General features: G+C 68.9%; 25 protein-coding genes and 2 pseudogenes. 11 read left to right on the top strand and 16 right to left on the bottom strand.

The features are described from left to right. The first annotated feature begins 43 nt into the window (after window positions 1-43). Window positions 44-703 (top strand): response regulator transcription factor, encoded by a 660-nt coding sequence (locus tag VET29_RS19985; RefSeq protein ID WP_324922581.1) that lies wholly within the window; start codon window positions 44-46, stop codon window positions 701-703. A 3-nt stretch (window positions 704-706) separates the two neighbouring features. Continuing rightward, window positions 707-1,999: an ATP-binding protein gene (locus VET29_RS19980; RefSeq protein ID WP_324922579.1), complete on the top strand. Its 1,293-nt coding sequence runs from the start codon at window positions 707-709 to the stop codon at window positions 1,997-1,999. A gap of 19 nt (window positions 2,000-2,018) precedes the next feature. On the opposite strand, the gene VET29_RS19975 is transcribed toward VET29_RS19980, so the two are convergent. From VET29_RS19975 to VET29_RS19965, 3 genes are read right to left on the bottom strand one after another with little or no spacing between them, the layout of a single operon-like run. Further along, window positions 2,019-2,570, bottom strand: coding sequence for a GtrA family protein (locus VET29_RS19975; protein ID WP_324922577.1), 552 nt, complete (start codon window positions 2,568-2,570; stop codon window positions 2,019-2,021). Window positions 2,571-2,607: 37 nt separating this feature from the next. Further along, a complete protein-coding gene (locus VET29_RS19970) occupies window positions 2,608-3,168 on the bottom strand; it encodes a GtrA family protein (protein ID WP_324922575.1) in 561 nt (186 codons plus the stop codon). 39 nt (window positions 3,169-3,207) lie between these two features. After that, window positions 3,208-5,460 carry a sigma-70 family RNA polymerase sigma factor gene (locus VET29_RS19965; RefSeq protein WP_324922573.1) on the bottom strand — a complete coding sequence of 751 codons (2,253 nt, stop codon included), beginning with the start codon at window positions 5,458-5,460 and terminating at the stop codon, window positions 3,208-3,210. A 304-nt stretch (window positions 5,461-5,764) separates the two neighbouring features. Here VET29_RS19965 and VET29_RS19960 point away from each other — a divergent pair, with 304 nt between their 5' ends. The 5 genes from VET29_RS19960 to VET29_RS19940 all read left to right on the top strand — a co-directional run bounded on the left by VET29_RS19960 (window position 5,765) and on the right by VET29_RS19940 (window position 11,206). Beyond that, complete coding sequence (locus VET29_RS19960; protein ID WP_324922571.1) at window positions 5,765-6,529, top strand: GGDEF domain-containing protein; 765 nt, start codon at window positions 5,765-5,767, stop codon at window positions 6,527-6,529. Window positions 6,530-7,019: 490 nt separating this feature from the next. Beyond that, on the top strand, window positions 7,020-8,297 hold the full coding sequence (locus VET29_RS19955) for a glycosyltransferase 87 family protein (protein WP_324922568.1): 1,278 nt from the start codon (window positions 7,020-7,022) through the stop codon (window positions 8,295-8,297). A 10-nt stretch (window positions 8,298-8,307) separates the two neighbouring features. Continuing rightward, window positions 8,308-9,498 (top strand): 5-(carboxyamino)imidazole ribonucleotide synthase, encoded by a 1,191-nt coding sequence (locus tag VET29_RS19950; RefSeq protein WP_324922566.1) that lies wholly within the window; start codon window positions 8,308-8,310, stop codon window positions 9,496-9,498. A gap of 28 nt (window positions 9,499-9,526) precedes the next feature. Then, window positions 9,527-10,021 carry a 5-(carboxyamino)imidazole ribonucleotide mutase gene (purE, locus tag VET29_RS19945; protein ID WP_414636542.1) on the top strand — a complete coding sequence of 165 codons (495 nt, stop codon included), beginning with the start codon at window positions 9,527-9,529 and terminating at the stop codon, window positions 10,019-10,021. A 39-nt stretch (window positions 10,022-10,060) separates the two neighbouring features. Next, window positions 10,061-11,206: an acyl-CoA dehydrogenase family protein gene (locus VET29_RS19940; RefSeq protein ID WP_324922562.1), complete on the top strand. Its 1,146-nt coding sequence runs from the start codon at window positions 10,061-10,063 to the stop codon at window positions 11,204-11,206. A 44-nt stretch (window positions 11,207-11,250) separates the two neighbouring features. On the opposite strand, the gene VET29_RS19935 is transcribed toward VET29_RS19940, so the two are convergent. From VET29_RS19935 to VET29_RS19905, 7 genes and pseudogenes are all read right to left on the bottom strand, one after another. After that, window positions 11,251-11,874 carry a site-specific integrase gene (locus VET29_RS19935; RefSeq protein WP_324922560.1) on the bottom strand — a complete coding sequence of 208 codons (624 nt, stop codon included), beginning with the start codon at window positions 11,872-11,874 and terminating at the stop codon, window positions 11,251-11,253. Window positions 11,875-11,996: 122 nt separating this feature from the next. Further along, a pseudogene (locus VET29_RS19930) lies at window positions 11,997-13,320 on the bottom strand (replication initiator); the annotation flags it as partial. Then, complete coding sequence (locus VET29_RS19925; protein WP_324922558.1) at window positions 13,321-13,725, bottom strand: hypothetical protein; 405 nt, start codon at window positions 13,723-13,725, stop codon at window positions 13,321-13,323. A gap of 206 nt (window positions 13,726-13,931) precedes the next feature. Continuing rightward, window positions 13,932-14,444 carry a helix-turn-helix transcriptional regulator gene (locus tag VET29_RS19920; RefSeq protein WP_324922555.1) on the bottom strand — a complete coding sequence of 171 codons (513 nt, stop codon included), beginning with the start codon at window positions 14,442-14,444 and terminating at the stop codon, window positions 13,932-13,934. Window positions 14,445-14,446: 2 nt separating this feature from the next. Continuing rightward, window positions 14,447-14,632, bottom strand: a pseudogene (locus VET29_RS19915) (AMED_5909 family protein); the annotation flags it as partial. A 183-nt stretch (window positions 14,633-14,815) separates the two neighbouring features. Then, window positions 14,816-15,127 carry a hypothetical protein gene (locus VET29_RS19910; protein ID WP_324922554.1) on the bottom strand — a complete coding sequence of 104 codons (312 nt, stop codon included), beginning with the start codon at window positions 15,125-15,127 and terminating at the stop codon, window positions 14,816-14,818. Window positions 15,128-15,365: 238 nt separating this feature from the next. Beyond that, entirely contained in the window at window positions 15,366-15,875 is a 510-nt protein-coding gene (locus VET29_RS19905) for a hypothetical protein (RefSeq protein WP_324922552.1), read from the bottom strand. A 39-nt stretch (window positions 15,876-15,914) separates the two neighbouring features. Here VET29_RS19905 and VET29_RS19900 point away from each other — a divergent pair, with 39 nt between their 5' ends. Together VET29_RS19900 and VET29_RS19895 are read left to right on the top strand one after the other, a co-directional pair. Continuing rightward, window positions 15,915-16,691, top strand: coding sequence for a GntR family transcriptional regulator (locus tag VET29_RS19900; protein WP_324922549.1), 777 nt, complete (start codon window positions 15,915-15,917; stop codon window positions 16,689-16,691). After that, window positions 16,691-17,572, top strand: coding sequence for a DMT family transporter (locus VET29_RS19895; protein WP_324922546.1), 882 nt, complete (start codon window positions 16,691-16,693; stop codon window positions 17,570-17,572). Before VET29_RS19900 ends, VET29_RS19895 begins: the two co-directional genes overlap by 1 nt. A gap of 603 nt (window positions 17,573-18,175) precedes the next feature. Here VET29_RS19895 and VET29_RS19890 read toward each other — a convergent pair. Both VET29_RS19890 and arsM read right to left on the bottom strand, forming a co-directional pair. Further along, window positions 18,176-18,817, bottom strand: coding sequence for a potassium channel family protein (locus VET29_RS19890; RefSeq protein ID WP_324922544.1), 642 nt, complete (start codon window positions 18,815-18,817; stop codon window positions 18,176-18,178). A 1,222-nt stretch (window positions 18,818-20,039) separates the two neighbouring features. Next, complete coding sequence (gene arsM / locus VET29_RS19885; protein ID WP_324922541.1) at window positions 20,040-20,825, bottom strand: arsenite methyltransferase; 786 nt, start codon at window positions 20,823-20,825, stop codon at window positions 20,040-20,042. A gap of 82 nt (window positions 20,826-20,907) precedes the next feature. Between arsM and VET29_RS19880 the strand changes: the two genes are divergently transcribed. Both VET29_RS19880 and VET29_RS19875 read left to right on the top strand, forming a co-directional pair. Continuing rightward, the gene (locus VET29_RS19880; RefSeq protein WP_324922538.1) at window positions 20,908-21,255 is read left to right on the top strand and encodes a metalloregulator ArsR/SmtB family transcription factor; all 348 of its coding nucleotides are present in this window, start codon (window positions 20,908-20,910) and stop codon (window positions 21,253-21,255) included. After that, window positions 21,252-21,638, top strand: coding sequence for an arsenate reductase ArsC (locus tag VET29_RS19875; protein ID WP_324922536.1), 387 nt, complete (start codon window positions 21,252-21,254; stop codon window positions 21,636-21,638). Before VET29_RS19880 ends, VET29_RS19875 begins: the two co-directional genes overlap by 4 nt. An 8-nt stretch (window positions 21,639-21,646) precedes the next feature. On the opposite strand, the gene VET29_RS19870 is transcribed toward VET29_RS19875, so the two are convergent. The 4 genes from VET29_RS19870 to VET29_RS19855 all read right to left on the bottom strand — a co-directional run bounded on the left by VET29_RS19870 (window position 21,647) and on the right by VET29_RS19855 (window position 25,848). Further along, window positions 21,647-22,243: a hypothetical protein gene (locus tag VET29_RS19870; protein WP_324922534.1), complete on the bottom strand. Its 597-nt coding sequence runs from the start codon at window positions 22,241-22,243 to the stop codon at window positions 21,647-21,649. After that, window positions 22,240-22,926 (bottom strand): TIGR03089 family protein, encoded by a 687-nt coding sequence (locus tag VET29_RS19865; RefSeq protein ID WP_324922532.1) that lies wholly within the window; start codon window positions 22,924-22,926, stop codon window positions 22,240-22,242. Before VET29_RS19865 ends, VET29_RS19870 begins: the two co-directional genes overlap by 4 nt. A gap of 11 nt (window positions 22,927-22,937) precedes the next feature. After that, window positions 22,938-24,182, bottom strand: coding sequence for an LCP family protein (locus VET29_RS19860; protein ID WP_324922530.1), 1,245 nt, complete (start codon window positions 24,180-24,182; stop codon window positions 22,938-22,940). Window positions 24,183-24,282: 100 nt separating this feature from the next. Next, the gene (locus tag VET29_RS19855) at window positions 24,283-25,848 is read right to left on the bottom strand and encodes an LCP family protein (protein ID WP_324922528.1); all 1,566 of its coding nucleotides are present in this window, start codon (window positions 25,846-25,848) and stop codon (window positions 24,283-24,285) included. Window positions 25,849-25,909: the final 61 nt, after the last annotated feature.

The raw sequence follows: 25,909 nt of genomic DNA, 5'->3' as shown, positions 1-25,909 counted from the left end.
CTTCCGAGCTGATCTCCACGGCCGGTAGGCATAGTCTGGCACCGTGAGTGTGGTGCTGCTGGCCGAGGACGACACGGCGATCGCCGATCCGCTGTCCCGTGCCTTGAACCGCGAAGGCTACGAGGTCCAGGTCGTCGCGGACGGACACCGGGCCTTCGAGGCCGCCAACGGCGGCGGTGTCGACCTGCTCGTCCTCGACCTGGGGCTGCCCGGGATCGACGGCCTGGACGTGTGCCGTCGGCTGCGTGCGGCCGGCCGGGGGATCCCAGTCCTGATGCTGACCGCCCGCGCGGACGAGGTCGACTTCGTCGTCGGCCTGGACGCGGGCGCGGACGACTACGTCGCCAAACCGTTCCGCCTTGCCGAGTTACTCGCGCGCATCCGGGCGCTGCTCCGGCGGCAGGCCCCCGGCACCATCGAGGTGAACGGCGTCAAGATGGACCTCGCCGCTCGTCAGGTCATCGTGGACGGCGAGGAGGTCACGCTCGCGAACAAGGAGTTCGAGCTGCTCCGCGTGCTCATCCAGAAGGCCGGCCAGGTGGTCACGCGCGAGGAGATCCTCGACGAGGTGTGGGGCGGCCCCGAGCTGCGGACCAGCAAGACGCTCGACATGCACATGTCGTGGCTGCGGCGCAAGGTCGGCCAAGGCGGCTCCCGCATCGCGACCGTTCGTGGGGTCGGCTTCCGCTTCAACACGGACTGAGCGATGCGCCGGCGCATCCTCCTGGCGATCCTGATGGCCGTCGCGGTGACGGCGTGCGCCCTGGGCATCCCGCTCGGCTTCTCCGCGACGGCCGTGGTCGAGAGCATCACCCGCGAGGAGCTGGGTGCCCGCGCCAGACAGATCGCGGCGACGCTGGACGACCAGCTGGCCGGCGGCGGCGACCTGGACATCAACAGCCTCCAGCTGGGCGTCCCGCCAGGCGGCCACCTCGTCGTGACCCTGCCGGACACCGGCCAGCGGGACGAGTTCGGGACGCCACTGCGCGGCGAGACGGTCACCGAGTCGGTGCCGATCGTCCAGCACGGCAGCGTCCGCCTGTCGATCGACGCCACCCCGATGCGCACGACACAGACGCAGGTGGCGCTGCTGGTGGTCCTGGTGGTCATCGCGGCGATCGGCGGCGGCACGGCGGTCGCGACGGTCACGGCCCGGCGCCTGGCCAGACCGCTGGACCACGTGGCCGACCGGGCGTCCCGCCTGGGCGCCGGCGACTTCCGGCTGGACCGAACGCGCTACGACGTGCCGGAGCTCGACTCGGTGGCGGAGGCGCTGGACGCGTCGGCGACGGCACTGGCACAGCTGGTCCAACGCGAGCGTGAGCTGGTGGGCGACGTGTCGCACCAGCTGCGGAGCCGCCTGACCTCGCTACAGCTCCGCATCGAGGAGCTCACGGTGGTCCCCGACAAGGAGGTGGCCGCCGAGGCGCAGGCCGCGCTGGAGCAGGCGGAACGCCTGGCAGAGGTCCTGGACGAGCTGATGGCGGCGGCTCGGGAGGCCCGCTCGGCGGGGGCGGTGCCGGTCGACCTGGCCACGGAGCTCCCCAGCATCGCCGACGAGTGGCGGGCCCCGCTGCGGGCGGTAGGCCGTTCCCTGAAGGTGAAGATCGAGCCGGGCCTGTTCGCGAAGGCGTCACCGGGCCGATTACGCGAGGTGATCGGCGTCCTGCTGGACAACGCCCTGAGGCACGGCAGCGGCACGGTGACGCTGTCGGCCCGCGAGGGCGTGGCGGCGACGGGTGACACGGTGGTCATCGAGGTGACCGACCTGGGCCAGGGCGTCCCGGACGAGCTGGCGGAACATGTCTTCGAGCGGGGTGTGTCGGGCGGCGGCTCGACGGGGTTGGGCCTGGCACTGGCACGGGCCCTGATCGACTCGGACGGCGGCCGGCTGGAACTGTCGGTGAAACGCCCGGCCACGTTCACGGTGTTCCTGCCGGTCCCGAGAGCGGGCGACGTGCAGGGCGTCCGTTGGCCCGCGGAGCGCTCGCCACGCTGAGACCGCGCGGCCTGGCGGCTCAGGAATGGCCCAGCTCCTCCGCCGGGTCGTCCACCGGCGTCAGCTCACCGCGGCGCTTGCGGTGCCCCAGCTCGTCCGGGAACACCCAGCGCTTGAAGGCCCAGAAGCGGAAGAACATCGCCAGCAGCATGCCGATGATCGAGCCGCTCGTGAAGTCCGCGACCTCCTGCACGAGCCGCGACACGTGCGGCTCCTCCAGGTTCAGCCAGTACCGCGAGATGTACAGCGGCAGCGAGTTCAGTGCCACCCCGATGCCGCTGATCACGAAGAACAGCGCCGCCTCGTGATGACGCTCGCGGCCGCCGCGGGTCCGGAACGACCACTCGCGGTTCAGCACGTACGACACGATCGTCGCCACGATGATCGCAATGATCTTCGCGGTGACCGGCTTCTCCTCGAGGACCGTCAGCTTCAGCAGGTACCAGATGCCGTTGTCGATGACGAACGTCGTGCCGCCGACGATGGCGAACTTCAGCAGCTCACGGTGCTTGATCAGCACCTTCCGCAAGGGTTCCGGCACCCGCGAGAGCACCGACTCGACGACGGTCACGACCGCAGTCTACGGAGCGCGACGGCGCCACGTGGTGTTATGCGGCTTCGTCGTCCTCGCCCAACCGGACCAAACGGGCGCCGCGCCGCCCGACGCGGACCACCCGCGGCCGTGCGTCCGACTGCGGGAACACCCACTTCCGGAAGGCCCACCAGCGGAAAATCATCGCCAGCAGCGTGCCCAGGATGATGCCGCTCGTGAAGTCCGCCACCTCCTGCGCCAGCAGGCTGACGTGGGGCACCTCGAGCATGAACACGTACCGCGACAAGAACAGCGGGGTCGAGTTGATCACCACGCCGAGGCCGCTGATCAGGAAGAACAGCGCCGCCTCGTGCTGCCGCTCGCGCCCACCGCGGGTCCGGAACGACCACTCGCGGTTGAGCACGTACGACACGATCGTGGCGATCGTGACCGCGATACCCAGCGCCGTAACGGGGTTGTCGTTCAGGATGGTGAACTTCAGCCCGTAGTTCACGAAGTTCGTCACCACGAAGCACACGATCCCGACGACCGCGAACTTCAGCAGCTCCTTGTGCTTGACGAGCCTGTCCCGCACCGGCTTGGGCAACCAGGCCAGCACGCGGTAGAGCAAGGTCATGCCGGCGGAGTCTAGCCACGCCGCGTGACCGCCCGTCCGTCAGATGCCCAGGAGCCACCCGAGCAGGCCGCCCAGCCCGTCCGACGGCGGCTCTGACGTGGTCGGCGGTTCCGTCGTCGTCGGCTCCGTGGTCGGCGGCTGCTCGACGCGTCCCGGACCCGGGGTGTCCTCGCCCGTGGTGGGCTTCGTGGCCGGCGGTGTGGTTGTCGTCACGGGCGGGCTCGACTGGGTCGGCTTGCCCGGCCCGGACGGCGGGGGCGTCGACGTGCTCGGGGGAGTGGCCGGCGACGTCGTGGATCCGCTCTGGGCTGTCGGCCGGGTCGGGCACGTGCAGTTCCAGAGCGGCACCTTCGCGCTGGCCGACGCCGAGCCGAGCGTTGCCGAGAGGTGTACCGGGTTCCGGTCCTGAGGCCGTACCGACCACGGGTCCAGGCTGAGCTTCAGCGTGACCTCCAGCTTCTCGCCCGGTGCCAGCTCGGCGAGAGTCGTGCACGAGGTGCCCTCGCCCGCGGGCACGCACGACATCCGCTGTGTCGAGTCGACCACCTTCGCCGGCCGATCGACCGTCAGCGTCACCGGCAGTGAGCTGGTGCCCGTGTTGGTGACCGTCGCATCCACGAGCGGGCGCACCCACAGCAGCAGGCCGGACCACGAGCTGCCGGCCGTCAGCGTGACGCCGTCGGTCACCGGCGCCTTCTGCACGTTCATCTGAAGGGTGACGCCGACCGTCACGTTCGAGCCGGCCGACACGATGCCGGTGATTCGGCCGTTCATGGCGTTGTCCGCGGCCACCAGGCGGAACAGCAGCGTCACGGTCTCGTTCGGCGCCAGGCCCGCCCCGCTCGAACAGGTCACGGTGCCGTTGCCGCCAGGGCAGTTGACCGTGCCGGCCTTCGCGCCGTTCAGCGCGAGCAGCCTGCGGCCGGCGAGGCCGTCCACCGGGATCGCGGTCACGGCCGGCGGCAGGGTCAGCACGGCGGTGACCGGGTCCGACATCGAGGCGCCCGTGTTGCGGACGGTCAGCGGCAGGTCGACCGGCGCACCGCCCGCGACCAGCGAGATCGGCATGTTCGGCGCGCTCGTCTGGAGCGTCGCCGGCCCGGGTGGGGTGGGCGACGTGGGCTCCTCCGACTCCGCCGACGGCGGTTCCCCGGTCGCCGGCGGCTCCTCTTCCTGCTGCTGCGGCTGTTGCGGCTGCTGCGGTTGCTGCGGTTGTTCCTGTTGGGGCAGCGGCTGTTGCTGCTGCGGTTGTCGCGGTTGTAGCGGCGCGCCCGGCAACGGTGCCTGCTGCGTCGGCACCGGCTGGGCGGCCGGGAGCTGCGGCGACTGGCCACCCGTCGCGAGCCCCACGACGACCGCGGCGGCCAGCGCCACGCTCGACACCGCCACCCCGATGAGCTGGCGCGGCGCGGAGGTCGCGGCGCTCCCCGCGGCACCGGCGGCGCCACCGGCGACGATGGCCCCGGTCGCCGCGGCCTGCGACGTGCCGGTCGTGGCCAGGTACCCGACGGCGCCGGCGCCCAGCACCATCGGCGCGATGAACACCCGCATGGCGCCGTTGACGTCGGCGAGCTCGGCGGCCAGCGCGCGGCAGTGCTCGCAGCTGTCCAGGTGCGCCTCGACCTGGGCCTTCTCGCGCTTGGCGAGGCCGCCGCGGGTCCAGGCGCCGAGCTTCTCGGCGGCCGCGCGGCACTGCCGGTCCGGGGTCTCGGTGAGGTGGACCTGCAGGTAGGCCTGTCGCAGGCCCTCGCGGGCGCGGTAGGCGAGCGCGGAGACGCCGTTGGGCGTGAGCCCGAGGATCGGGGCGACCTCCTGCGGTGACTGCCCCTCGATCTCGGTGTGCCAGAGCACGGCCTGCCACCGTTCGGGGAGTCGCGCAAACGCTTGCGCGGCAAGGGAGCGCTCCAGGCCGGCTACCGCCGTGTCGTCGAACTCCTCGCTGACCGCCTCCGATGAGACGCCGGAGACCGTGGACACGTCGCTGGACAGCTCGAGCTTGCGTTCCCGGCGCGTCCTGTCGTAGGCGGTGTGGCGCAGGGTGGTGAGCAGGTAGGCCCGGAAGGCCGAGTCCGGCCCGCGCCCACCGCGGAGCGTGTCCAGGACCTTGGCGAACGACTCCGCGACGAGGTCGTCCGCCTCGGCGGGGTTGCGGGCGAGCTGGCGTGCGAGGTTGTACGCCGAGTTGACGTGCCGTCCGTACAGGGCGCCGTAGGCGGACACCGTGCCCTTGCGGACAGCATCGATCAGCTCGGCGTCGCTGGGCCCATCGACCTGGGCCGGAACGGTGGCCACGATCCTCCCTCGAACGCGCGCGTCCTGGAGCCTTGGGGACCTCGGGTTTCCCCGGTCCCGCCGCATCAGACGCACTCCCCCGGACAGTGTGACGGAAGACGGGCGGACCGGCACCGCCCCGTTACCGGTTTGGCCGTATGACACGCCGCCACGACAGAGAATTCGCTCGAATGGCGTCACGGTGACGCGTGGCCCGCGTTTTCCTTCCGAACGCGAATGGCCGGAAGGACAGACGACAGTGACAGTACGTGAAGTTGATCCGCGTTCTCGTGGCGACGCGGACGGTACTGGTCACGAGCTGCGCGTGCTCCGAGCACGCTGGCGCACGGCGAGCATCGCGGCCGGATGGCGCTTTCCCAGTGACTGGGGCGTGCCCGAGGTCGACGCCGTGTGCATGTCCGCGTTGCGCAAGGGGGACCTGACCGGTTCGCTGTCCCATCTCGGGCGGGCACGGGCGCAGGCGGGCGCCGGCCTGGACGAGACCCTCACCGACCTGGCCGCCCTGCACGCGGTCCTGACCACGGACGTCCAGGACGGCCTGATCGCACCGGACCCCGACGCGCCGCCGACCCCGCTGGTGCGCGCGGCGGCACTGGCCTGGGCGGATGCGTCGTTCGGCGACCTGCCCGCGGCCGAGGCCACGGACAACCTGACCAACATGACGACGCAGGCGTACCTGCGGACGCGGCTGGGGGAGGTGTACCGGCAGGGGGCGCGGCTGGAGCAGTCCGTGGCGGAGACGCACGCGCTGCTGGTGGTGACCCTGGACCTGTCCGCCGTGACGGGCTGGGCGCGCCTGATGGCGATGGTCCTGGTCGCCGACGCCCTACGCGAGGTCTTCGACGGCGGCGAGAGCATCGCGTTGCTGGGCCCGTCGGTGGCGGCCGTGCTGTCGGACCGCGGCCCCGGCTTCGGCGACCGGGCGCTGAGCGCGGGCTGGCTGATCGCCGAACGCCTGAAGGTGGACCCCCAGCTGGAGCCGTCCCGCCGCCCGGTCCTCCGCCTGGAACGACTTCCCGCGACCCAGGAGGAGGCCCGCGACCTGCTCCAGTCGATCAGCCGCGCCTGAAGTCTCCTGTCCGGACGCATCCCCGACTCGCGTGGACCAACCCGCACACAGAAACGCGAGTCCCAGCGCCCGGACAGGCCAAGCCGGGGTGGCGTGCATTCGCGGGGGGTGCACGCCACCCCGGCTCACACCCCGCGAGTCCCGCGCCCACCCACACCGAGTCCCGCGTTCACCCATACCGAGTCCCGCGTTCGTCCGTACTGAGTTCCGCGTTCGCGCATGCCGAGTTCGCCCGTACCGAGTTGCGCGTTCACGCATGCCGAGTCCCGCGTTCGCGCATGTCGAGCCCCCGTGTTGGTGCATGCCGACTTCCGCGTTCACCCATACCGAGTCCCGCGTTCACCCGTACTGAGTTCCGCGTTCGCATGCCGAGTTGCGGTTTCGTGCAGACCTCGTGCACGAAACCGCAACTCGGGGTGTTTGAACACGGGACTCGCGAGGTGTCCGTGCCGGTGCGGAGGTTGTCGGTGGGGCGTGGTTTCCTCTTTCCGTGCGTGTGGACGCCCCTGTCGCCCCTCCCGCCCAGCACTGGCTTCGTGACTCGCTGCGGCGGCTGTTCGCGCGCCCACGACTCGTCCTGGCGCTGTTCGCCGTTCCCGTGGGAGTCCTCGCCGCGGGCGTCGTCAGCTGGGCCATCGACTGGCGGCTCGGTGTCGACAGCGCGGTCTACCGCTCCGGAGCCGTCGCACTGCTGACCGGCGAGCCCCTCTACGACCACATGTCACTGTCCGCCGAACCACCCTGGGCCCGCCTCCCCTTCACCTACCCGCCCACCGGCGCGCTCCTGTTCATCCCCCTCGCCCTCTTCGCCACCCAGATCTCCTGGGGGGTCCTCGGCGCGCTCTCCGTGCTCGCCCTCGCGCTGGTCGTCCGCGTCGCCATCCAGAACGTGCCCAGCCGCCCCACCTGGATGACGCCCGCCCGCACCACCGTCGCCGTCACGGTGCTCGCGCTCGGCCTCGAGCCGGTCTGGCGCACGCTCCTCCTCGGCCAGATCAACATCATCCTGATGGCGCTGGTCGTCGTCGACGTACTGCTTCTGAAGCGGTCCCGTTACCTCGGCGGCGTGCTCGTCGGCGTCGCGGCCGTGGTCAAGCTCACGCCGCTGATCTTCGTGCCGCACCTGTGGCTGACCGGCCGCAGGAAGGACGCCGTCACGGCCGTCGCCACGTTCGGCCTGCTCCAGCTGCTGATCTTCGCGATCATCCCGCACGACTTCACGCGTTTCTGGAGCGTCGCGGTCACCAACCCGGAACGCACCGGGCCCACCTTCTGGGCCGGCAACCAGTCGCTCGACGGCCTGATGCTGCGGCTCACCGACCTCGCCCCGTGGGCGCTCGGCGCCGCCATCGCCATCGGCGCGGTGCTCGCCGTGCCGGCCGTCCTGCTCGTCCGCCGCTACCACCGCGCGGGCCAGCCACTGACCGCCCTGCTGGTCACGGCGTTCTTCGGGATCCTGCTCAGCCCGGTCAGCTGGTCGCACCACTACGTCTGGGTCGTGCCGCTGGTCGTCCTGCTGCTCTCCCGCCTGCCCGACCGATTACCGGACGGCTGGGACCGCGTCAGAGCGCTCTCGGGGATCGGCGCCGTCGTGCTGGTCTTCGCGAGCTGCGTGCTGCTCATCATGCGCACGTCCGACCCGAACCGCCCGGCCGGCGAGAAGCCCGAGCTGGAGTGGACGCCGCCGGAGGTGCTGCTCGGCAGCGCGTACCTGCTGGTCCCGCTGGTCGCGGGCGTCATAGTGCTGACCAGGCTGCGACGTCGGTAGGTTGCGGTATGTGGACACTCGTACCGGCTTGCCGGTGGTCGGCATGGTGGGCGGCGGGCAGCTCGCGCGCATGACCCACCAGGCGGCCATCGCGCTCGGCCAATCCCTGCACGTGCTCGCCGTGTCGCCCGACGATCCGGCCGCGCTCGTGTCGCCGAACATAACGCTCGGCTCGCACACGGACCTCGACGCGCTGTCGGCGTTCGCCAAGGGGTGCGACGTGCTCACGTTCGACCACGAGCACGTGCCCGGCGAGCTCCTGCGGAACCTCGTCGACCAGGGCGTACACGTCCGGCCCGGGCCTGACGCGCTGCTGCATGCCCAGGACAAGCTGGTCATGCGCCGCAAGCTGGCCGCGCTGGAACTGCCCGTGCCGCCGTTCGCGGAGGTCGAGAGCGTGGCCGACGTCACGGCGTTCGCCGAGGAGCACGGCTGGCCCTGCGTGCTGAAGGCCGCGCGCGGCGGTTACGACGGCCGCGGCGTCTGGATGCTCAACGGCCCGGACAGCGCGGGGGAGCTGGTGCCGCGCCTGCTCGAATGGGGCACGCCCCTGCTCGTCGAGCAGCGGGTCGCCATGCGCCGCGAGCTGGCGGCACTGGTCGCGCGGTCGCCGTTCGGGCAGGGCGGGGTGTGGCCGGTGGTGGAGACCGTGCAGTCCAACGGCATCTGCGTCGAGGTCCTGGCGCCCGCGCCGGACATGTCGGAGGCGGACGCCGAGGTGGCCCAGGAGCTGGCACTGCGGATCGCGGCGGAGCTGGACGTGGTCGGCGTGCTGGCGGTCGAGCTGTTCGACACCGAGCACGGGCTGGTGGTCAACGAGCTGGCCATGCGCCCGCACAACTCCGGGCACTGCACCATCGAGGGCGCGCGCACGTCGCAGTTCGAGCAGCACCTGCGGGCCGTCCTCGACTACCCGCTCGGCGCGACGGACGTCATGGCCCCGGCCGTGGTGATGGCGAACGTGCTCGGCGCGTCCGAGCCCCCGGCGATGAGCCCGGACGAGCGACTGCACCACCTGCTGGCGCGGTTCCGTGACGCCCATGTGCACTACTACGGCAAGCAGGAACGGCCGGGCCGCAAGATCGGCCACGTGACGATGCTCGGCCCGTCGATGGCCGACGTGCGTGAGCGGGCGAAGCTGGCCGCGCACTGGCTGTCGGACGCGGTATGGCTGGACGGATACGACATTCATGGGAGCTGAAGCAGTGAGCCCGCTCGTTGGCGTGATCATGGGAAGCGACTCGGACTGGCCGGTCATGAAGGCCGCGGCCGAGGCGCTGACCGAGTTCGAGGTGCCGTACGAGGTGAGCGTCGTGTCGGCGCACCGCACCCCGCAGCGCATGCTCGACTACGCCCGCACGGCGGCCGAGCGCGGCCTGCGCGTGATCATCGCGGGCGCCGGCGGCGCCGCGCACCTGCCCGGCATGGTGGCGTCGGCGACGACGCTGCCGGTCGTCGGTGTGCCCGTACCGCTGAAGTACCTGGACGGCCTGGACTCGCTGCTGTCGATCGTGCAGATGCCGGCCGGCATCCCGGTCGCGACGGTGTCCGTCGGCGGCGCCCGCAACGCCGGGCTGCTGGCGGTCCGGATGCTGTCGGTGGCCGACGAGAAGCTGCGGGATCGCCTCGCCCGCTTTGCTTCCGATCTAGAACAGCTGGTGCTTGAGAAGGACGCCGGTCTACGTGCCGGGCTTAACACTTCCGATGAAGCTAACGACCACTAACATCGAGGTCGAAGCCCCGGTGCAGGAAGGTGTACGGCGATGTACGAGCTGAGCGAGGAGCACGAGGCGCTGCGGGAGGCCGTGCGCGCGCTCGCCGAGAAGGAGATCGCGCCGTACGCCGCCGAGGTCGACGAGCTGGAGCGCTACCCGGCCGAGGCCCGCGACGCACTGAACAAGGCGGGCTTCAACGCCGTGCACATCCCCGAGGAGTACGACGGCCAGGGCGCGGACGCGGTCGCGGCGTGCATCGTGATCGAGGAGGTCGCGCGGGTCGACGCGTCGGCGTCGCTGATTCCGGCGGTCAACAAGCTGGGCACGCAGCCGATCATCCTGTCGGCGTCCGAGGGGCTGAAGAAGCTGGTCCTGCCGACACTGGCATCGGGCGAGGCGTCGGCGTCGTACGCGCTGTCGGAACGGGAAGCGGGCTCCGACACGGCGTCGATGCGCTGCCGAGCCGTGCTGGACGGCGACCGCTGGATCCTGAACGGCACCAAGTGCTGGATCACGAACGCCGGCGAGTCGGCGTGGTACACGGTCATGGCCGTCACGGACCCGAACGCGACGAAGAAGGCGAACGGCATCTCGGCTTTCGTGGTCCACCAGGACGACCCGGGCTTCTCGGTGGGACCCAAGGAACGAAAGCTGGGCATCAAGGGCAGCCCGACCCGCGAGATCTATTTCGAGAACTGCGAGATCCCGGCGGACAGGATCATCGGCGACCCCGGCACGGGCCTGAAAACCGCACTGCGGACACTGGACCACACCCGCCCGACCATCGGCGCGCAGGCACTGGGAATCGCACAGGGCGCGCTGGACGCGTCGATCGCGTACGTCAAGGACCGCAAGCAGTTCGGCAAGAGCATCGCCGAGTTCCAGGGCGTCCAGTTCATGCTGGCCGACATGGGCATGAAGATCGAAGCCGCCCGCCACCTGGTGTACGCGTCCGCATCCGCCACCGAACGCGGCGACAAGCGCGCCGGCTTCATGGCTTCCGCGGCCAAGACCTACGCTTCTGACACCGCGATGGAAGTGACGACCGACGCGGTCCAACTGTTCGGCGGCGCCGGCTACACAAAGGACTTCCCAGTAGAACGCATGATGCGCGACGCCAAGATCACCCAGATCTACGAGGGCACGAACCAGATCCAACGCATGGTCATGGCCCGCGCCCTGCTCAAGGGCTAGATCAACGATCTTGCTCGCACGGCTGGACCAGGTCGGTTCCATGATCAGGCCGCCTCCAGGCCGTCAGGGTCGCCAGGCCGGCCGAACACCGTGTCGACGGCCAGGCGGGCGCGCTGGTGACTCGACGGCACGAGGTGCGTGTACACGCGGAGCGTGAAGCCGGGGTCCGCGTGCCCGAGGTACGTCGCCAGTTCCTTGATCGACACGCCCTGTGCGAGCAGGGTCGAGGCGTAGAAGTGGCGAAGCGCGTGCATGCCGTCGACCTGCTTCGCGCGAGCGAGCTTGGCCACCCTGAACGCGCCTTCCCAGACGGTCTTGTTGAACAGATCCCCGGTGTAGAGCCGGCCGTCCTCTCCGGTCGCGAGTAGGCGAACCGTCACCGAGTCACCGGTCGGCTTGCGCCACGGCAGCCTGACCGTCGTGGGCGGATGGGCGACCAGGTGATTCTTGATCTCGGCATGCACGCCCGGCGAGAGCGGCACGGTCCGGGTCTTGTTGCCCTTCGGGAGAGCGAACACCAGCGTGCGGTCCACGGTCCGGAGTTGTCGCCGAACGTGCACCAGCATCGAGTCCTCGTCGATGTCATCCGGCGACAACCCCAGGACCTCGCCTTGCCGCAGGCCGAGCCCAGCGCCGATCACGACTGTGATCCGCCACCGTGTGTCCATGCCGGCCCGCACCGCCTTGACCCGGTCCTCCGGCCAGATGTCCTTGACCTCGACGGCCGGGCTGGTCGGGCGACGGACCGTCTTCGCCTTGCACGGGTTGTCACGGATCAGCTTGTCGTCGTCCGGGACACGAGCACTCGCCGCCCCGGTAGCCCGAGGGTGGTGCGCCGGTGTGCGCGTCCCTTGCAGTGACCGGGCCGGGTCCTGCCGTTGGCGCCTTGGGGTTCGATGCCGTAGAGCAGCCACACCGGGCAGCGTGGCGAGCAGGGCGTGACCTTGAGTTCGTCGTGTAGCCGGTCGTGGTGTGCCCGCTGGCGGTCGGTGTCAGCCGTGATCACCTCACCGGTGGACTTGGTGAGGTACTTGGTCAGGTAGCCGATGTGCCGGCCCGCTTCGTCGGTGCCGCCGAGGATGCCTTTGGAGTGCACCTGCCGCCCGAAGGTGACCACGTGCACCGGCTCCTCCACCGCCTCGACGGCGTCAGTCCATGAGGTGAGTGGCTGCCGGTTGTCGGGGTCGATGAACCGGCCGTCCTCCCACACGGGAAGGTGGCCGCCGTCGTAGACGAGCTGGTCATGGTCCGGCCACCACACCTGGTGGTAGGTCGCGGCGGTGACCTGTCGCAGTACCTCATGCGGCACTGATCCGCGTACCGCCGCATGCAGGTGGGGCGCGCACCGCTTCTGTGGTTCGACGGTGGCGAAGTACTGGACGTCCCAGCCGGCTACGCGGCGGAGGTTCTGCCACCACCGGTCGACCAGCGCGGCGAAGTGCACGGCGTCTCGTGCCGCCCGTCGGTAGTCATACGTCGACGGGTTCACGGGGTGCCGTCGTCTCGCACTCGCCCGTAGCTGTCCAGCGTCAGGGTGACGAACATGGACGGCCGGAACCGGCCCGCGTATTCACGGCCCACGGTCCGCTTCTCCACTTGCCGGCGAGGCAGGTCGGTGCGTCCTGCCGCCGCTTGGTTGACCGCTTGACCGGGCGTGTGGTGGGGCCGTCTGGGGAGGGTAATCGGCCGCGCATGCCGAGTTGCCGAAGTTCCGCGTCGACCGAGGCGATCTCCTCGCGCAGCTCGTCCGCGTCAACCGAGCCCTGTTCCGCGGTTTGCTGGTATGCCTTGACCAGGTCCGCGCGTAGCTCGAGAAGCGCGGTGTGGTCAGTGGTCGGCTCACCGGGGGTGAAGTCGGGTTCGTCCGTGAGGTGCCAGCCTTCGCGGCACTGAGTCATCCGCAGCGCCCGAGCCTTTCGCGCGCACGGCCCGCACTGCGACTCGATCGTTGAACCGCACGGCACGGCGACGTAGCGGAGTTCGCCGGTGTCGAGATCCCCGACTTCCATGGTGAACGACCGCACGCACACGCCGTGTTGTTCGGCGGTCGCGGCGATCACATCGGAGGCGAGGGGTTGCCGCATCCGTTCTGCGCGGGTCTGGTTGCCGGTCATCTAGGCCGCCTCCCGGTCGGAGTCGGATGGGGCCTCGCGCAGGAGCGCGGTCAGCGTGTACAGCTCGTCGAGGGACACGCCTTCCTTCTCGCCGAGGTCCAGGCGCACGAGACCGAGGCAGTCGGTGAATGGGCCGCTGCTGTAGACCCGCATGCGTGCGCCGCCGGCTGTTCGGCCGTGGACGGTGACGTGCAGGTTGTTGCTTGGTGTGTGCCACCACTGCGCGGTCACGTCGGCGAGGGTGTAGGTCCAGAGAAGCAGCCGGGCCAGACATGGCCCCAGCTTCGGCCCGGCACCGACCTGAACGCCGATCTCGCGTGGTCCCGGCGTGAAGTCGACGGAGACCGGCAGCGGCAGTGGGCGGCCCAGGACGTGGGACCGGTAAGCCCCAATCAGGGAGTCCACCGTGTTCACTGTCTACCTCCGGGTGGACAGCGCAGGAGCGGAAATGGTTGCCAGACCTAGGGATTCCGCTTCTGCGCCTACGAGATCAACATCGCGAATCAGGGCGTGCGCCATCGCCACACGACCCCACGTGTGCTTTCGTCTACTTCAGACCCATTGGATCGCTAGATTTATCCGTTGTGGACTCCGGGATATCTCCCTGCTCGTCAGTTGCGGTCGTAGTCAGGAATGAACCGGGCCAGGTAGCCGACGAGGTCCTGGTAGGCACAGCCGACGAACGCGGCCAGGTTCCGCACCGCCACCGGCGCGACTTCCACCACACCATCCGGGTGCTCGTTGAGCATGTTGCGCGCCCACTGCACCATCAGCCGATAGGTGTCGTTCCTATCGTTCAGCACCGCACGTAGATCGACCTGCAGGGGCAGGTTCTCCAAGTGGATGCGGGCCCGTTGAAGCGCACGACGCATGAGTGTGGGCATGTCGATCCCGAGCGTGTAGCAGATTTCGATCAACCGCAGCGCGGTGGGATGACGTGTGCCGTGTTCGTAGCTGAGCAGGGTGCGATCACCGATCCCCGAGGGCAGCCGGGCCACCAGCTGCAATCGCGACCAGCCACACGCCTCACGCGCTCGCCGCAGTTCCTCACCGATCGCCCGACTGCTCGCCTTGTCCGACGGCTGAACCGGAAGATCTGCCGAGACACGCGCCGCACTCGACACGCTCAAACCTCCTCGTCGTCGAGCTGCGGACTGAGGCGGTGCTCGATCTTCCGCGCCCGCCGAACCTCGATCCCCGCACACTGCGTCGCCTCGTGCTGGTGCCGCAGATCCACCTTCGCTACCTGCCCGTACACCGACGCGCTGTACCGATGGAAATCTACCCACACCAACGGATCCGCATCCCGCGCCGGCCGCTGACGTCACAACACCTCATGCGCCTCAGCCAACGTGGATGGTGCCTGCTGCTGTCGCGGGCGCTCACCGTCGGATAGCTTCGCTGCCACCACGCATTCCTTTCTCTGATGGGTTGACGTGGGAGGCGCGGGACGGGCTCATGGGCCGCGAACCTGGACACCCGCCCCGTGCCGGCATCAATGACCCGCGCCGGACTCGCCGAACTCGTTGTGCACCAACGCATGCCGAGGGCTGGACGCCTCCGGTGGCGCGGGCTCCCCGTCCGGGTCGATGGTCGCGGCGAGTTGCGCCGCCTCGTGCGCCAACCCGCGACAGAAGTCCGCCAGCTCGCGGATGCCCTGCTGCGTGGGTGCGCCCTGGATGGTCATGTTCACCGGGTCGAGGTAGACCACCAACACAGGCGCCCCGTTCGGCAGCCTCGTCACGCCGGACGCCGCGTTCGGGCCAGGAGTGCACGCGACCTGGTAGGCCATGCTGTAGCCACTCATGGACGAACACCGCCTTGGCCCTTGTCCAGGTCGGTAGCGACCCTGGTCGCCACTTGGGCGAGGTCCAGGCAGAAGCGGGCCAGGATGATGCCGCCGCCACTTACCGTGGGGGCGTCGATCACCACTCGGCCTGGATCCATGGACAGGACGAGCGACAGCCAGCCGGGACCGATCTGTCGGACGTCGGCGGACGCGCTACGCCCGGGCGCGCATGTCACCGTGAACACCCCGTCCCCGCTCAGGCCGCAGCCGACTTGGACGCGGTGCTCTTGGCCGGGGCAGCGTCGACCGCGCGCAGGCCGGTTGCACGGACGACCCACGTGATCCACTTCGCCTGGCCAGACGTCTCCGCGCGCGGCTGGACCGTCAGGCCCTCCACGACGACGGGGCGGAAGGGCAGGTTGCCAGCGGTAGCCGGCGGGACGGGCTGGACCTTTGAGGCGATCTCGACGGTGATCGACTTGTCGCGGTCCTTCTCGGCGGATGGGTCCGCAACGGTGACCTTGTAGAGGGGTAGCCCGGTGGCCTCGTCGATGCGCGGACGCACCGGGCGGTTGCGTGCCTTGTCCTCCTGTGACTGGTACTCGGTGACCGGGATGACCTCACCCACGATGAACGCACCCAGCGGAAACACCACGTCGAAGTCGACCGCGAACCTCATGCCGTACGGAACAGCCATCATCATCTCCTCGTAAACTGGCTTGAGCCAGTAGTGGCTTAAGCCAGTGAACCATATGACGTGGGTCACCGCAAGGAACTGGTTTAAGCCAGTTGTATGCTGAGTGGCATGACCCTCTCGGAAGGCGCCGGCCAACTGCCGAGCCGCCGTATCGCGGACGCCGTGCGCGAGCTGATCACGTCCGGCGAACTCGCGCCGGGGGACAAGCTGCCATCAGAGCGCGAGCTGGCCCGCCGGTTCGGCACCGCCCGCAACACCGCGCGTGAAGCGGTCCGCCTGCTCACCGAGGAAGCGCTGGTCACGCCAGTGCACGGCAAGGGCGTGTTCGTGCGCGAGAAGCAACGCCTGTTCCGCTGGGGCAACGACCGCTACTCCCGCAAGACCTACCGCGAAACCGGCCTCACGCCGTTCCGGCTGGAGATGAAGCGTCAGGGCAAGCGAGCCAGCATCCAGGCGGTGGCCATCGATCGCGTCGCACCCCCGTACGACGTGGCCGAACGTCTCGGTGTGTCCACCGACGAGGAGTCAGTCATTCGTCGGCTGAACGAGTACCACGCCGACGACGAGCCGGTACAGCTCGTCACGACCTACATTCGCTGGTCAGACGCCGAAGGCACCCTGCTAACCGAACCGAAGACCGGCCCCGGAGGCATCCACGGCCGCCTGGAGGACAAGGGCCACGTCATGACCACCGGCCGTGACGAGATCACCGCCCGCATGCCGACCCACAACGAAGCGCAGTTCCTCCAAGCGCCGTCCGGTGTGCCGGTGCTCGATGTCTTGCACACCAGCTTCGACCAGGACGGCGAGCCGTTCGAGGTCACCCGCTTCGTGCACCGTGCCGACCGATCCGGCCTCGTGTACACATTCGACGTCGAGCCCTGATGACGACCAGCGCGCGGGGCACCCTGCTAATCGCGATACTCGCGCTGGTCTGGGGCTCCAACTTCCTCTGGATCAAGGTCTCGCTAGACGCATTCAGTCCTACTCAGGTCACCGCGGCTCGCATGGTCCTCGGTGCCCTTGTCCTCCTGACCGTGATCGCGGTCCGCCGGGAAGCGCTACCCCGTGACTTCACCGTGTGGGCGCATCTCGTCGTGGCGGCTCTGGTCGCGAACGTGATTCCCTACCTGCTCTTCGCCGTGGGGGAGACCCGAGTGGACTCCGGCATTGCCGGCGCGCTCAACGCCACCACCCCACTGTGGACGCTCGTCCTCGCGTTTGCCGTTCGTCAGTCCACGCGCCTTCGTCTCCTGCAAGTCGTGGGCTTGGTCCTGGGGTTCGTCGGCAGTCTCTTGATCTTCACTCCGTGGGATGCCGGATCAGTAGACGCCCTAGGTGCGCTGTACTGCCTGCTCGCAGCCCTGAGCTACGGCATCAGCTACCTGTACATGAGCCACTACCTCACCCCGCGCAACCTGAGTCCAACTGTGCTCTCGACTAGCCAACTGATCGCGGCCAGTGTCCTCACCGCAGCGACGTTGCCCCTCGACTCCGCTGAAGCACCAGCATGGTCCGTAGGTCCGTGGCTTGCCCTGGCGGTCCTCGGCGTGATCGGTACTGGCCTGGCGTACGTCATCAACTACGCCCTCATCCGAACTGAAGGTCCAGTTGGGGCCTCAGTCGTCACTTATCTTGTGCCAGTCGCATCGGTCGTCCTTGGGTTCCTTGTGCTCGACGAGACGGCGCCGCTGCTCTCGCTTCTCGGCGTCGCAACGATCCTCATTGGAATTCGGCTGTCACGACGACTTGCGGCGGACGAATGACTAGACGAGAGGGTCTGTGTTCAGTGCGACTCTGATGTTCGCTTGAGTTCAGCGGTGCGCCAGACCTCGACCATTACAGCGCCCTGCCCGTACCAGCCTCCGCCACGGACCGACACCGTCAAACGATCGTGCATAGCTAGATGTCCCAGCGAGACCAGGTCGTCAGCGGACAGGGAGTAGGGATGCGACACGAACGCGACCGGTGTCCTATCGCGCTTCCAGACAGTCGCGTGATCAACCCAAGAATGAGTTTCGGATGGCAAGTCGACGTCGTTCCCCACCACGCTCCGAAGCTGGTCGATCCTCGATCCTTGAGCATGTGACAGACGAACATCATTTGCTTCAGCCCAGTCGACCAGGATCTGTTGTCCCCCGGTGTTCTTGTGAAGACCGTATGGCCAATCGTCATCTGTCCGGATGCCTGCACGACTCCGCGCCGACGTCAACGTATCGCCTCCATTACCCGCAGTACTTCCCCAATGTAGCCCGTTCGATGCCGTTGTTGACGTCGACAGTCGATGTCCGCGTGTCTAGTCCCACTTGATGCTTGATACTTCGGTCCCAGGTGATGGTTGACGGTGAGCGTCTCGTCTCGCTTGTCCATCAGTCAGCGCGTTGTCGCTCGGTCAGCGCGCGGATCTCCTGGCGCAGGTCCGCGATTTCTTGTCGCAGGACGTCCTCGGTTCGCCCGGCGACCGCCTCGGTGCCTCTGAGCACTCGTACGAACCACGACGCGACGAGCCCTGTGACCACGCCGAGCAGCGCGATCCCGCCCACCATGAGCGCGGCGGCGACCAGCCTGCCCTCGGCGGTGACAGGGTAGCGGTCTCCGTACCCAACTGTGGTGATCGTGGTCAGCGCCCACCAAGCAGCGTCCTGGAACGTCGTGATCGTCGCGTCTGGCGCGCCCCGTTCGGCGTCAAGTACGGCGAGTGACGCGCTCAGACCAACCAGCATGGTCGCCCCACACGCGAACAGTGCGACACGCTGCTCCAACGTGTGGACGAATCGGCGGTTGAGCAGCGTAATGACAGTGACAACACGCAGCGGTCGCAGTATCGGTAACGCCAACACGAGCAGGCCGAATGGGTTACGCAGGACGAAGCGGAGCTTCTGCTGGGCCAGTGAGATACGGACCAGGTAGTCCAGGGCGAACAACGCCCAAATCACCCAGACCGCGATCTCGATCCGTGTCTGTGCTGCTTGTGGCGCGCTCACATAGAGCACCTGCACCGCGTACAGCACAAGGAAAAGTCCGGCGAGTGCGGTCAGTGGCCAGTCGCTCCACCGCATCCACGCCCGCAGTCGCGGCTCATCAGCCGACCCCGTCGGAGAGCGAGATCTCCTTCCTGTCTCCGCCATGACGTCATTCTGGGAGGCTCGGCGGAGCTAGGGAACTCACACCGCTCCAGTTCAGCCGATCGGTGACCACGTTCGAACTACTCTCGGCAGTACCGCCACTCTGATGGTCCCAGTACGGTCGCGTAGCTATGCGTGGGTCGTCCAGTTGAGAGAGATCACCAGGCACGCGGCAGTGGCGCACCTTCCACGAAGTCGGACGCGAACTGGATTCCGGCGACGGCCTGTGGCGTTGAACTTCCTCCGGGGGAGTCGCACCGGACAACTCCACCAGAGCCAATCCCGACCTTCCGCCGTGCGTGCCAGTGCCAAGCCGATCACGGCCCACTGTCAAGCATCAGGCGGGACCGGAATGTCAAGCATCTACCGGGACAGGACACAGTCGTTGTCCACGTGTCTGCCGAATTTGGCTCTATGGGATCAAGGGCGCGCCGCCGGTGGCGGCGCGCGGTGCCCGTCCCGTTGGCGACGTGGCCCGCATCCATCGCGGCACGGGCGGCTACCGCTCCGCTAACGCCGCCCGGCCTGCGCGGCGCGCCCACGGCCACGGGTCGGCAGCGCCACCACCGGCGGCGCATATGAACCGCGGAGCAGCTCCCTCGGCCTCCATCGTCGAACGCCGGGCCGACGGCATCAAGAGCGCTCCGCGTCGCTGACGCGATGGCCGCAAGCGACCACTCTTGACACCGCCGACCCGGCGCACGTGACGGCCTGTACGAGGGAGCAGGGAGAGGCCTGGGCAGGCCAAGATCAGGCCGTCTCCAGGCCGTGTGAGGTCGGGCAGGGCCGAGAATCGGCGAGAACTGTTGGCAAACGTTTGGGCAGCTCAGGCGCCGTACTGCCAGTTGATTGGCTGGTCGTGATCAGCCAGCCGGAAGATCACCAAGATCTACGAGGGCACGAACCAGATCCAGCGCATGGTCATGGCCCGCGCCCTGCTCAAGGGCTAGTTGTACTGCCCAGAGTCGGGAGTTCGGCGCACTTCTCGGCGGCCCAGCCTCCCGCTGGCGGCGTACCGAAAAGCCCGAGTACGAGGGCCTTCTGCCGCCTTGCCGGCGGAAACCTGGATCCGTCGATAACACACCAACTCCCGACTCAGGACACTAGATCAACAAGCGCCGCCGCGGCGGGAGTCGGGCTGAGGGTCGGTGATGGACACGTTCGCGGGCTTGGTCGCGTGGATGATGGCGGAGTGCATGCCGTCGGCGACCTGGTGGGTGGGGTTGATCTCCACGTCGGTGAAGCCGGCGGCGGTCAGGCCTTCGCGGTACTCGGACATGGACAGGGCGCCGGCGATGCAGCCGACATACGAGCCGCGTTCGGCTCGTTCCGCTGTGGTGAGGGTGTCCTCGGCGACCACGTCGGACACGCCGAAGCGGCCGCCGGGGTTCAGTACGCGGAACGTCTCGGCGAACACGGCCGGCTTGTCGACCGACAGGTTGATCACGCAGTTGGAGATCACGACATCCACCGTGTTGGCCGGTAGGGGGATGTTCTCGATCGTGCCCTTCAGGAACTCGACGTTCGTCGCGCCGGCCTTTGTTGCGTTTGCTCGGGCCAGGGCGAGCATCTCCTCGGTCATGTCCACGCCGTAGGCCTTGCCGGTCGGGCCGACTCGGCGGGCCGACAGCAGTACGTCGATGCCGCCGCCCGAGCCCAGGTCCAGCACGACCTCGCCCTCCCGCAGCTCCGCCACCGCGGTCGGGTTGCCGCAGCCCAGTGACGCCGTCACGGCGTCGGCCGGCAGCTCGTCCCGTTCCGTGGACGCGTACAGGCCGGACCCGAAGCCGGGCTCCTCCTGTGGGCCGCAGCAGTCGGCCGTCGGCGTGCCGTCGGCGACCGCGTTCGCGGCGGCGGCGTAGCGGGCGCGCACGGTCTCACGTAGATCGCTCATCGGGAAGGTCCCTCCAAGGCACTGTATTGACGATTGTCAATACAGTGTTGCCTGTTGAATTGAGATCTGTCAATATAGACATGTGTCAATTCAGGAGAGTTCGGACTGCTGCGTGGACCTGACCGCGGCGCCGCTGTCCGAGGAACGTGCCACCGCGCTGGCTGCCGTGTTCAAGGCGCTCGGCGACCCGGTCCGCCTGCGGCTGCTGTCGATGATCGCCTCCCGTGCCGGTGGCGAGGTCTGCGTGTGCGAGCTGACCCCGGCCTTCGACCTCTCCCAGCCCACGATCTCCCACCACCTCAAGCTGTTGCGCCAGGCCGGCCTCATCGACTGCGAGCGCCGCGGCACGTGGGTCTACTACTGGCTGCTCCCCGAGACCACCGACCGGCTTGCCGCCCTCCTGACCCGTCCCGCCGAGGCGCTCGCATGACCTCGGTGCTGTTCGTGTGCGTGCACAACGCCGGCCGCTCCCAGATGGCCGCCGCGTTCCTCACTCACCTCAGTCACGGCCAGGTCGAGGTCCGCTCCGCCGGCTCCGCGCCTGCCGACACCATCAACCCGACGGTTGTCGCCGCGATGGGCGAGATCGGCATCGATCTCGCCGAGGAGGCGCCCAAGGTTCTGACCGTGGATGCGGTTCGCGCCAGCGATGTCGTCATCACCATGGGCTGTGGTGACGCGTGCCCGGTCTTCCCCGGCAAGCGGTACCTGGACTGGCAGCTCGACGATCCCGCCGGGCAGGGCCTCGAGGCCGTGCGGCCCATCCGTGACGAGATCGAAAGGCGTGTGCGTGGGCTGCTGAACGAGCTGTAGCAACCGCACTAGTTCGCTGCCGTGGTGATGAACTGGGTGAGCTGCCGCAGTGCCTTGGCCTGGAGGCCGGCCTCACCGTTCGTGGTGCGGCAGCGGCGGCGTAACTCCGCGCTCAGGTCGGCCAGCAGCTCGCGTTCGTCCGTGCTCAGGTCGCCGCCGGATGCCAGGGTTCGGTCCACCAGCCGGTGAACGTCCGCCGCGACGTCGTCCTTCGTGGGCGGTAGTAGTCCGCGGAACTGGTGGAACGCCAACGCATGCAGTGCGCCGTGCCGGGCGGCGCCGTACCAGTACGCGGGGGTGTGGCTCGGGTTCGGCGCGCGGCGGCTCGGGGTGCGCTCACCGCGTGCCTTGGCCGTACGGCGCATCGCCGCGTACTCGACCACCGCCTGTTTCCACTGCTCTCGGCTGTCGACCAGGGCGGCCAGCGCCCGGAGCAGCGACTCCTCGTCGTCCCGGTACTGGCCGGCCAGCTGTTCCAGGAAGCTCAACGTCGTGACGAAACCCAGTGGGTTGTACCGCTGTACGCACGAGTGGAATGCCGACAACCGTCGCAGATAAGGGAGTTCGGGGTTCTTCACTCGCCGCGCGTCGGCGGCGAAGCTCACGTCAGTACGTCCGTTGTTCGCTCAGCCTCCTGGTGTTTCGTGAGCTTCGCCGGGTCGGCGTTCGTTACCTGCACAAGGCTCGCGCCCGCTGTCAGGACGGTGACGAAACCATCCATCGCGGCGGCCGGCCAGTCCAGTGTGGACAGTACGCGGGACGAGGAGGTGAAACCCAGGACCTCCGCGCGTGCCGCCGCCGCGGTCACGATCTCGTCCACTGTGGACCCCATGAAGCACGGGGTGTCACCGGGGACCGGGGTCAGCTCCAGGTAGTCGTCGCCGAACAGGCGCACGTCGCCTATGTAGTCCAGCGAACCCGCCGGCACGTCGCCGCGTAGGTCCCTGCCCATCGGGTCGAGGGATGCCACCGCGGTGACCTCGGCCTCGGCGGCGGTCGCGCCCGGCGGGACGAACGCCACCGACGACGGGCCCCTCGTCACCACCTCCGCGCCGCACCACCACGCGCCGAGCAGCACGGCCGCCGTCTGCCAGTGGGCCGGCAGCAGCACCGCCACGCGGTCGCCCGGCTCGATGTCCAACTCGTCGACCAGCCAGTTCGCCGTCTTGGCCGCCCAGTTGCGCATCGTCGCCACCGACAGTTCCACCCGCGTGCCGGCGGCGTCGTCGTAGTGGGTGACCAGTGGCTGCGCCGGCGCGCCCCGTAGCAGCTTTCCCGTGAGACTCACGTCCGAGAACGCTAGTCCACGCACGGCACCCCTGGTTGGACGGCGGCGGCCGGCGCGGTTCCCTCGTAGCCGGCGCCCATGCCCGCCGGCTGCGGGGCCGGTGGCGTGAGGAGGCCCTTCACGAACGCCTGCACCTTCGCCACGTCCACCACGATGATGCTCTGCTGCCGGTCGTTCCTGGCGCCGACCGCCTCGACCGGGATCGTGGTGAACTGGACGTCGCCCGACGACATGGCCTGGGCCAGGTTCACCAGATCGAGGAAGTGCAGGCCGCCGTCCATGATCACCGTCTTGGACACCGCGTCCTGCAACCCGGTCAGCTTCGCGTTGTTCGTCAGCAGGTCGCTGGTCAGCAGCTTGCGCATGGCCGAGGACAGGAAGACCTGCTGCCGCACGATGCGGTCCAGGTCGCCGCGCGGCAGGTTCTTCCGCTGCCGCACGAACGCCACCGCGTCGCCGCCGCGGACGGTCTGCGGGCCCTTCCTGAACCGCGCGCCGGAGTCCGGGTCGCTCGTCGAGTGGTTCAGGCACACGTCCACGCCGTCGATCGTCTGTGTCAGCAGGTAGAACCCGTACAGGCTCACCTCGACGTAGTGATCCACCCGCACGCCCGTCAGCCCCTGCACGGCCTGGATCAGCGACGTCCGGCCCTCGTCGTCGGACTCGACGTTGATCTTCGCGCGGTCCTTCTCGCCGCCGGCCACCATCCGCTCCATCGTCAGCGCCTTGGTGATGCCGTAGACGCCGTTGATCTTCTCGTCGCGGTTGCGCTCCGGCACGTGCACCGAGGTGTCCCGAGGGATGGAGACGGCCGACGCCCGGCCGCCGTCGTGCGGGATCCGCAGCAGGATCAGCGTGTCCGTGTTGGTCGTCTCAGTCGCCTCGGTGCGCAGCTCGCGCAACACCCGCGCGGACAGCGGTTTCCCCTGCATGTCCGTGCGGCTGTCGTTGCCGACGATGAGGATGTCGTTGGCGCCGTCGTCGTCGCCTCCGCTCGGGGCCGGCATGTTCGGCCCGCGTTGCGCCTCCTCGACGGCGTTCGTCGTGTTCTTGCTCTGGTCCAGCTCGTCGATCCGCAGGTACACCAGCGACATCGCGGCCAGCGCGGCCACGGAGACCAGGCCGACGAGGATCTGCCCGGCGACCAGCAGCCTCGAGCGCCGGCGACGTCCCGGTGTGGTCTGGACCACCGGCTCGTCCGCGGCCGCCTCCTCGACGACGTCCGCTTCCTGGTGCGTGGCTTCATCGGTGGCCACCGGTCACCTCCCCCTGCTGGCGCCCCGAGAACAAGGCTAACGGGTCACCCCGTGAAAACCTGCCTGCTCAGCCGGGTTCAACCCGCTTGGCGGACGTCCGCTAGTTCACACAGGTCAATCCGCCGGCGTTGATCTGGGGCTTCGGCTTGGCGGGGTCGGTCGACGAACCGGCCGGCGAGGACGTCGACGGCTGCTGGCGCAGCCCGGCGGTCGGCGCGGCCGCCTCGTAGTCCGTGCCGATCACGAGCGTGAGGTGGCCGGCGGTGAGCGTCTTGTCCTCCAGGAGGGTGAACTGCCCGCCGAGCTCGCCGGCCAGGTACTCGGCGAGGCTCCGGTCGCCGGGCGGGTACTGGATCGCCGAGGTCGCCCGCACCGCCGGCGCGTCCCCGACGTCGCCGCCCTGGAAACCCTTGTTCATCACCGTCTGCCGGACCTCTCTGGCGAGGCCTTTGGTGGTGGAGCCGTTGAGCACGTCCACCGTGACGAGCCCGAGCGCGGGACGGTCGGGCTGGCCGGTCGACGACGACGGCGGCGGCTTGCTGGTGGACGTCGTGCGGGGCGCCGGGGAGCCCTTGGACGAGGTGCCCGTCTTGCCCGTCTTGTCGGCTTCGGCCGAGGTGAGCGACGACACGAACGCGGCCACCGCCGCGGGGTCGATCTTCAGCACGTCGGCGCCGCCGATCTTCGCGTCACCGAGCGTGGGGATCGTGTAGAAGTCGATGCCGCCCGCGTTCAGGCCGGACATCTGCGACGCGAACGTCGACAGCTGCCAGCCGTTGGACAGGATGACCGACCGCTGTACCGCGCTGACCAGGTCACGCACCTTCGACGGGCTGGTCAGCATGTCCGCGGACAGCACCTTGCTGGCCATGGCCCCGAGGAACACCTGCTGCCGCACGATCCGGTCCAGGTCGCCGTTGGGCAGCCCGTGCCGCTGCCGCACGAACGCGAGCGCCTGTGCGCCCGTCAGGGTCTGCCTGCCGGCGGGGAAGTCCGCGCCGGACAGATCGTCGTGCGTCGGCGCGTTCAGGCACACCTCGACGCCGCCGATCGCCTTGGTGACCTCGTAGAACGAGAGCAGGTTCACCTCCGCGTAGCGGTCGATGGTGACCGAGCTGCCGATCAGGTTCTGGACGGTCTCGATCAGGTTCTTGCGGCCGATGACCTTGGCCTGCTCGTCCAGGGACTTCTCGTCCGGCGCGGTGTTGGCGAGCTCCTCGCGGGCGTTGTTGTAGGCGTAGGCGAACGCCGAGTTGAGGCGGTGCTTGCCGAAGTCGCCGGCGAGCTGGACCCACGAGTCGCGCGGGAAGGAGATGGCGATCGCGCGGGTGCCGTCCACCGGGATGTGCACCAGGATCATCGTGTCGGTGTTGCGCTCACCGTCGCTCACGCCGCCGTGCAGCTCGGCGAGGACCTCCTTGGGCAGCGGGTTGCCGAACGCGTCGGTGCGGCTGTCCATGCCGACGAGCAGCATGTCGACGGCGCCGTCGAGCGGAATGCGCTGGTCCTCGACCTCGTGCGAGATCACGTCGGTCTTGGCGGTGTTGTCGTCGACGTTACCGACCGTGTACCAGCCGTAACCCATCGCGCTCATCACGGCAACCGAGAGAAGTGCGCTGAGTGACCGGCTCGTCACGACACCGGCCTTGCGTAAACCGCCGCTCACGCCGCTCCTCCCGACCCCCCGGCAGATCCCCCCAGTAGGATACCGAGGCGACCTCGGGGCC

This window comes from Actinophytocola sp. (assembly GCF_035634895.1).
GTDB lineage: Bacteria > Actinomycetota > Actinomycetes > Mycobacteriales > Pseudonocardiaceae > Actinophytocola.
Note: the sequence above shows the minus strand (reverse complement) of the source record. Positions and strands in the feature narration are given on the sequence as shown.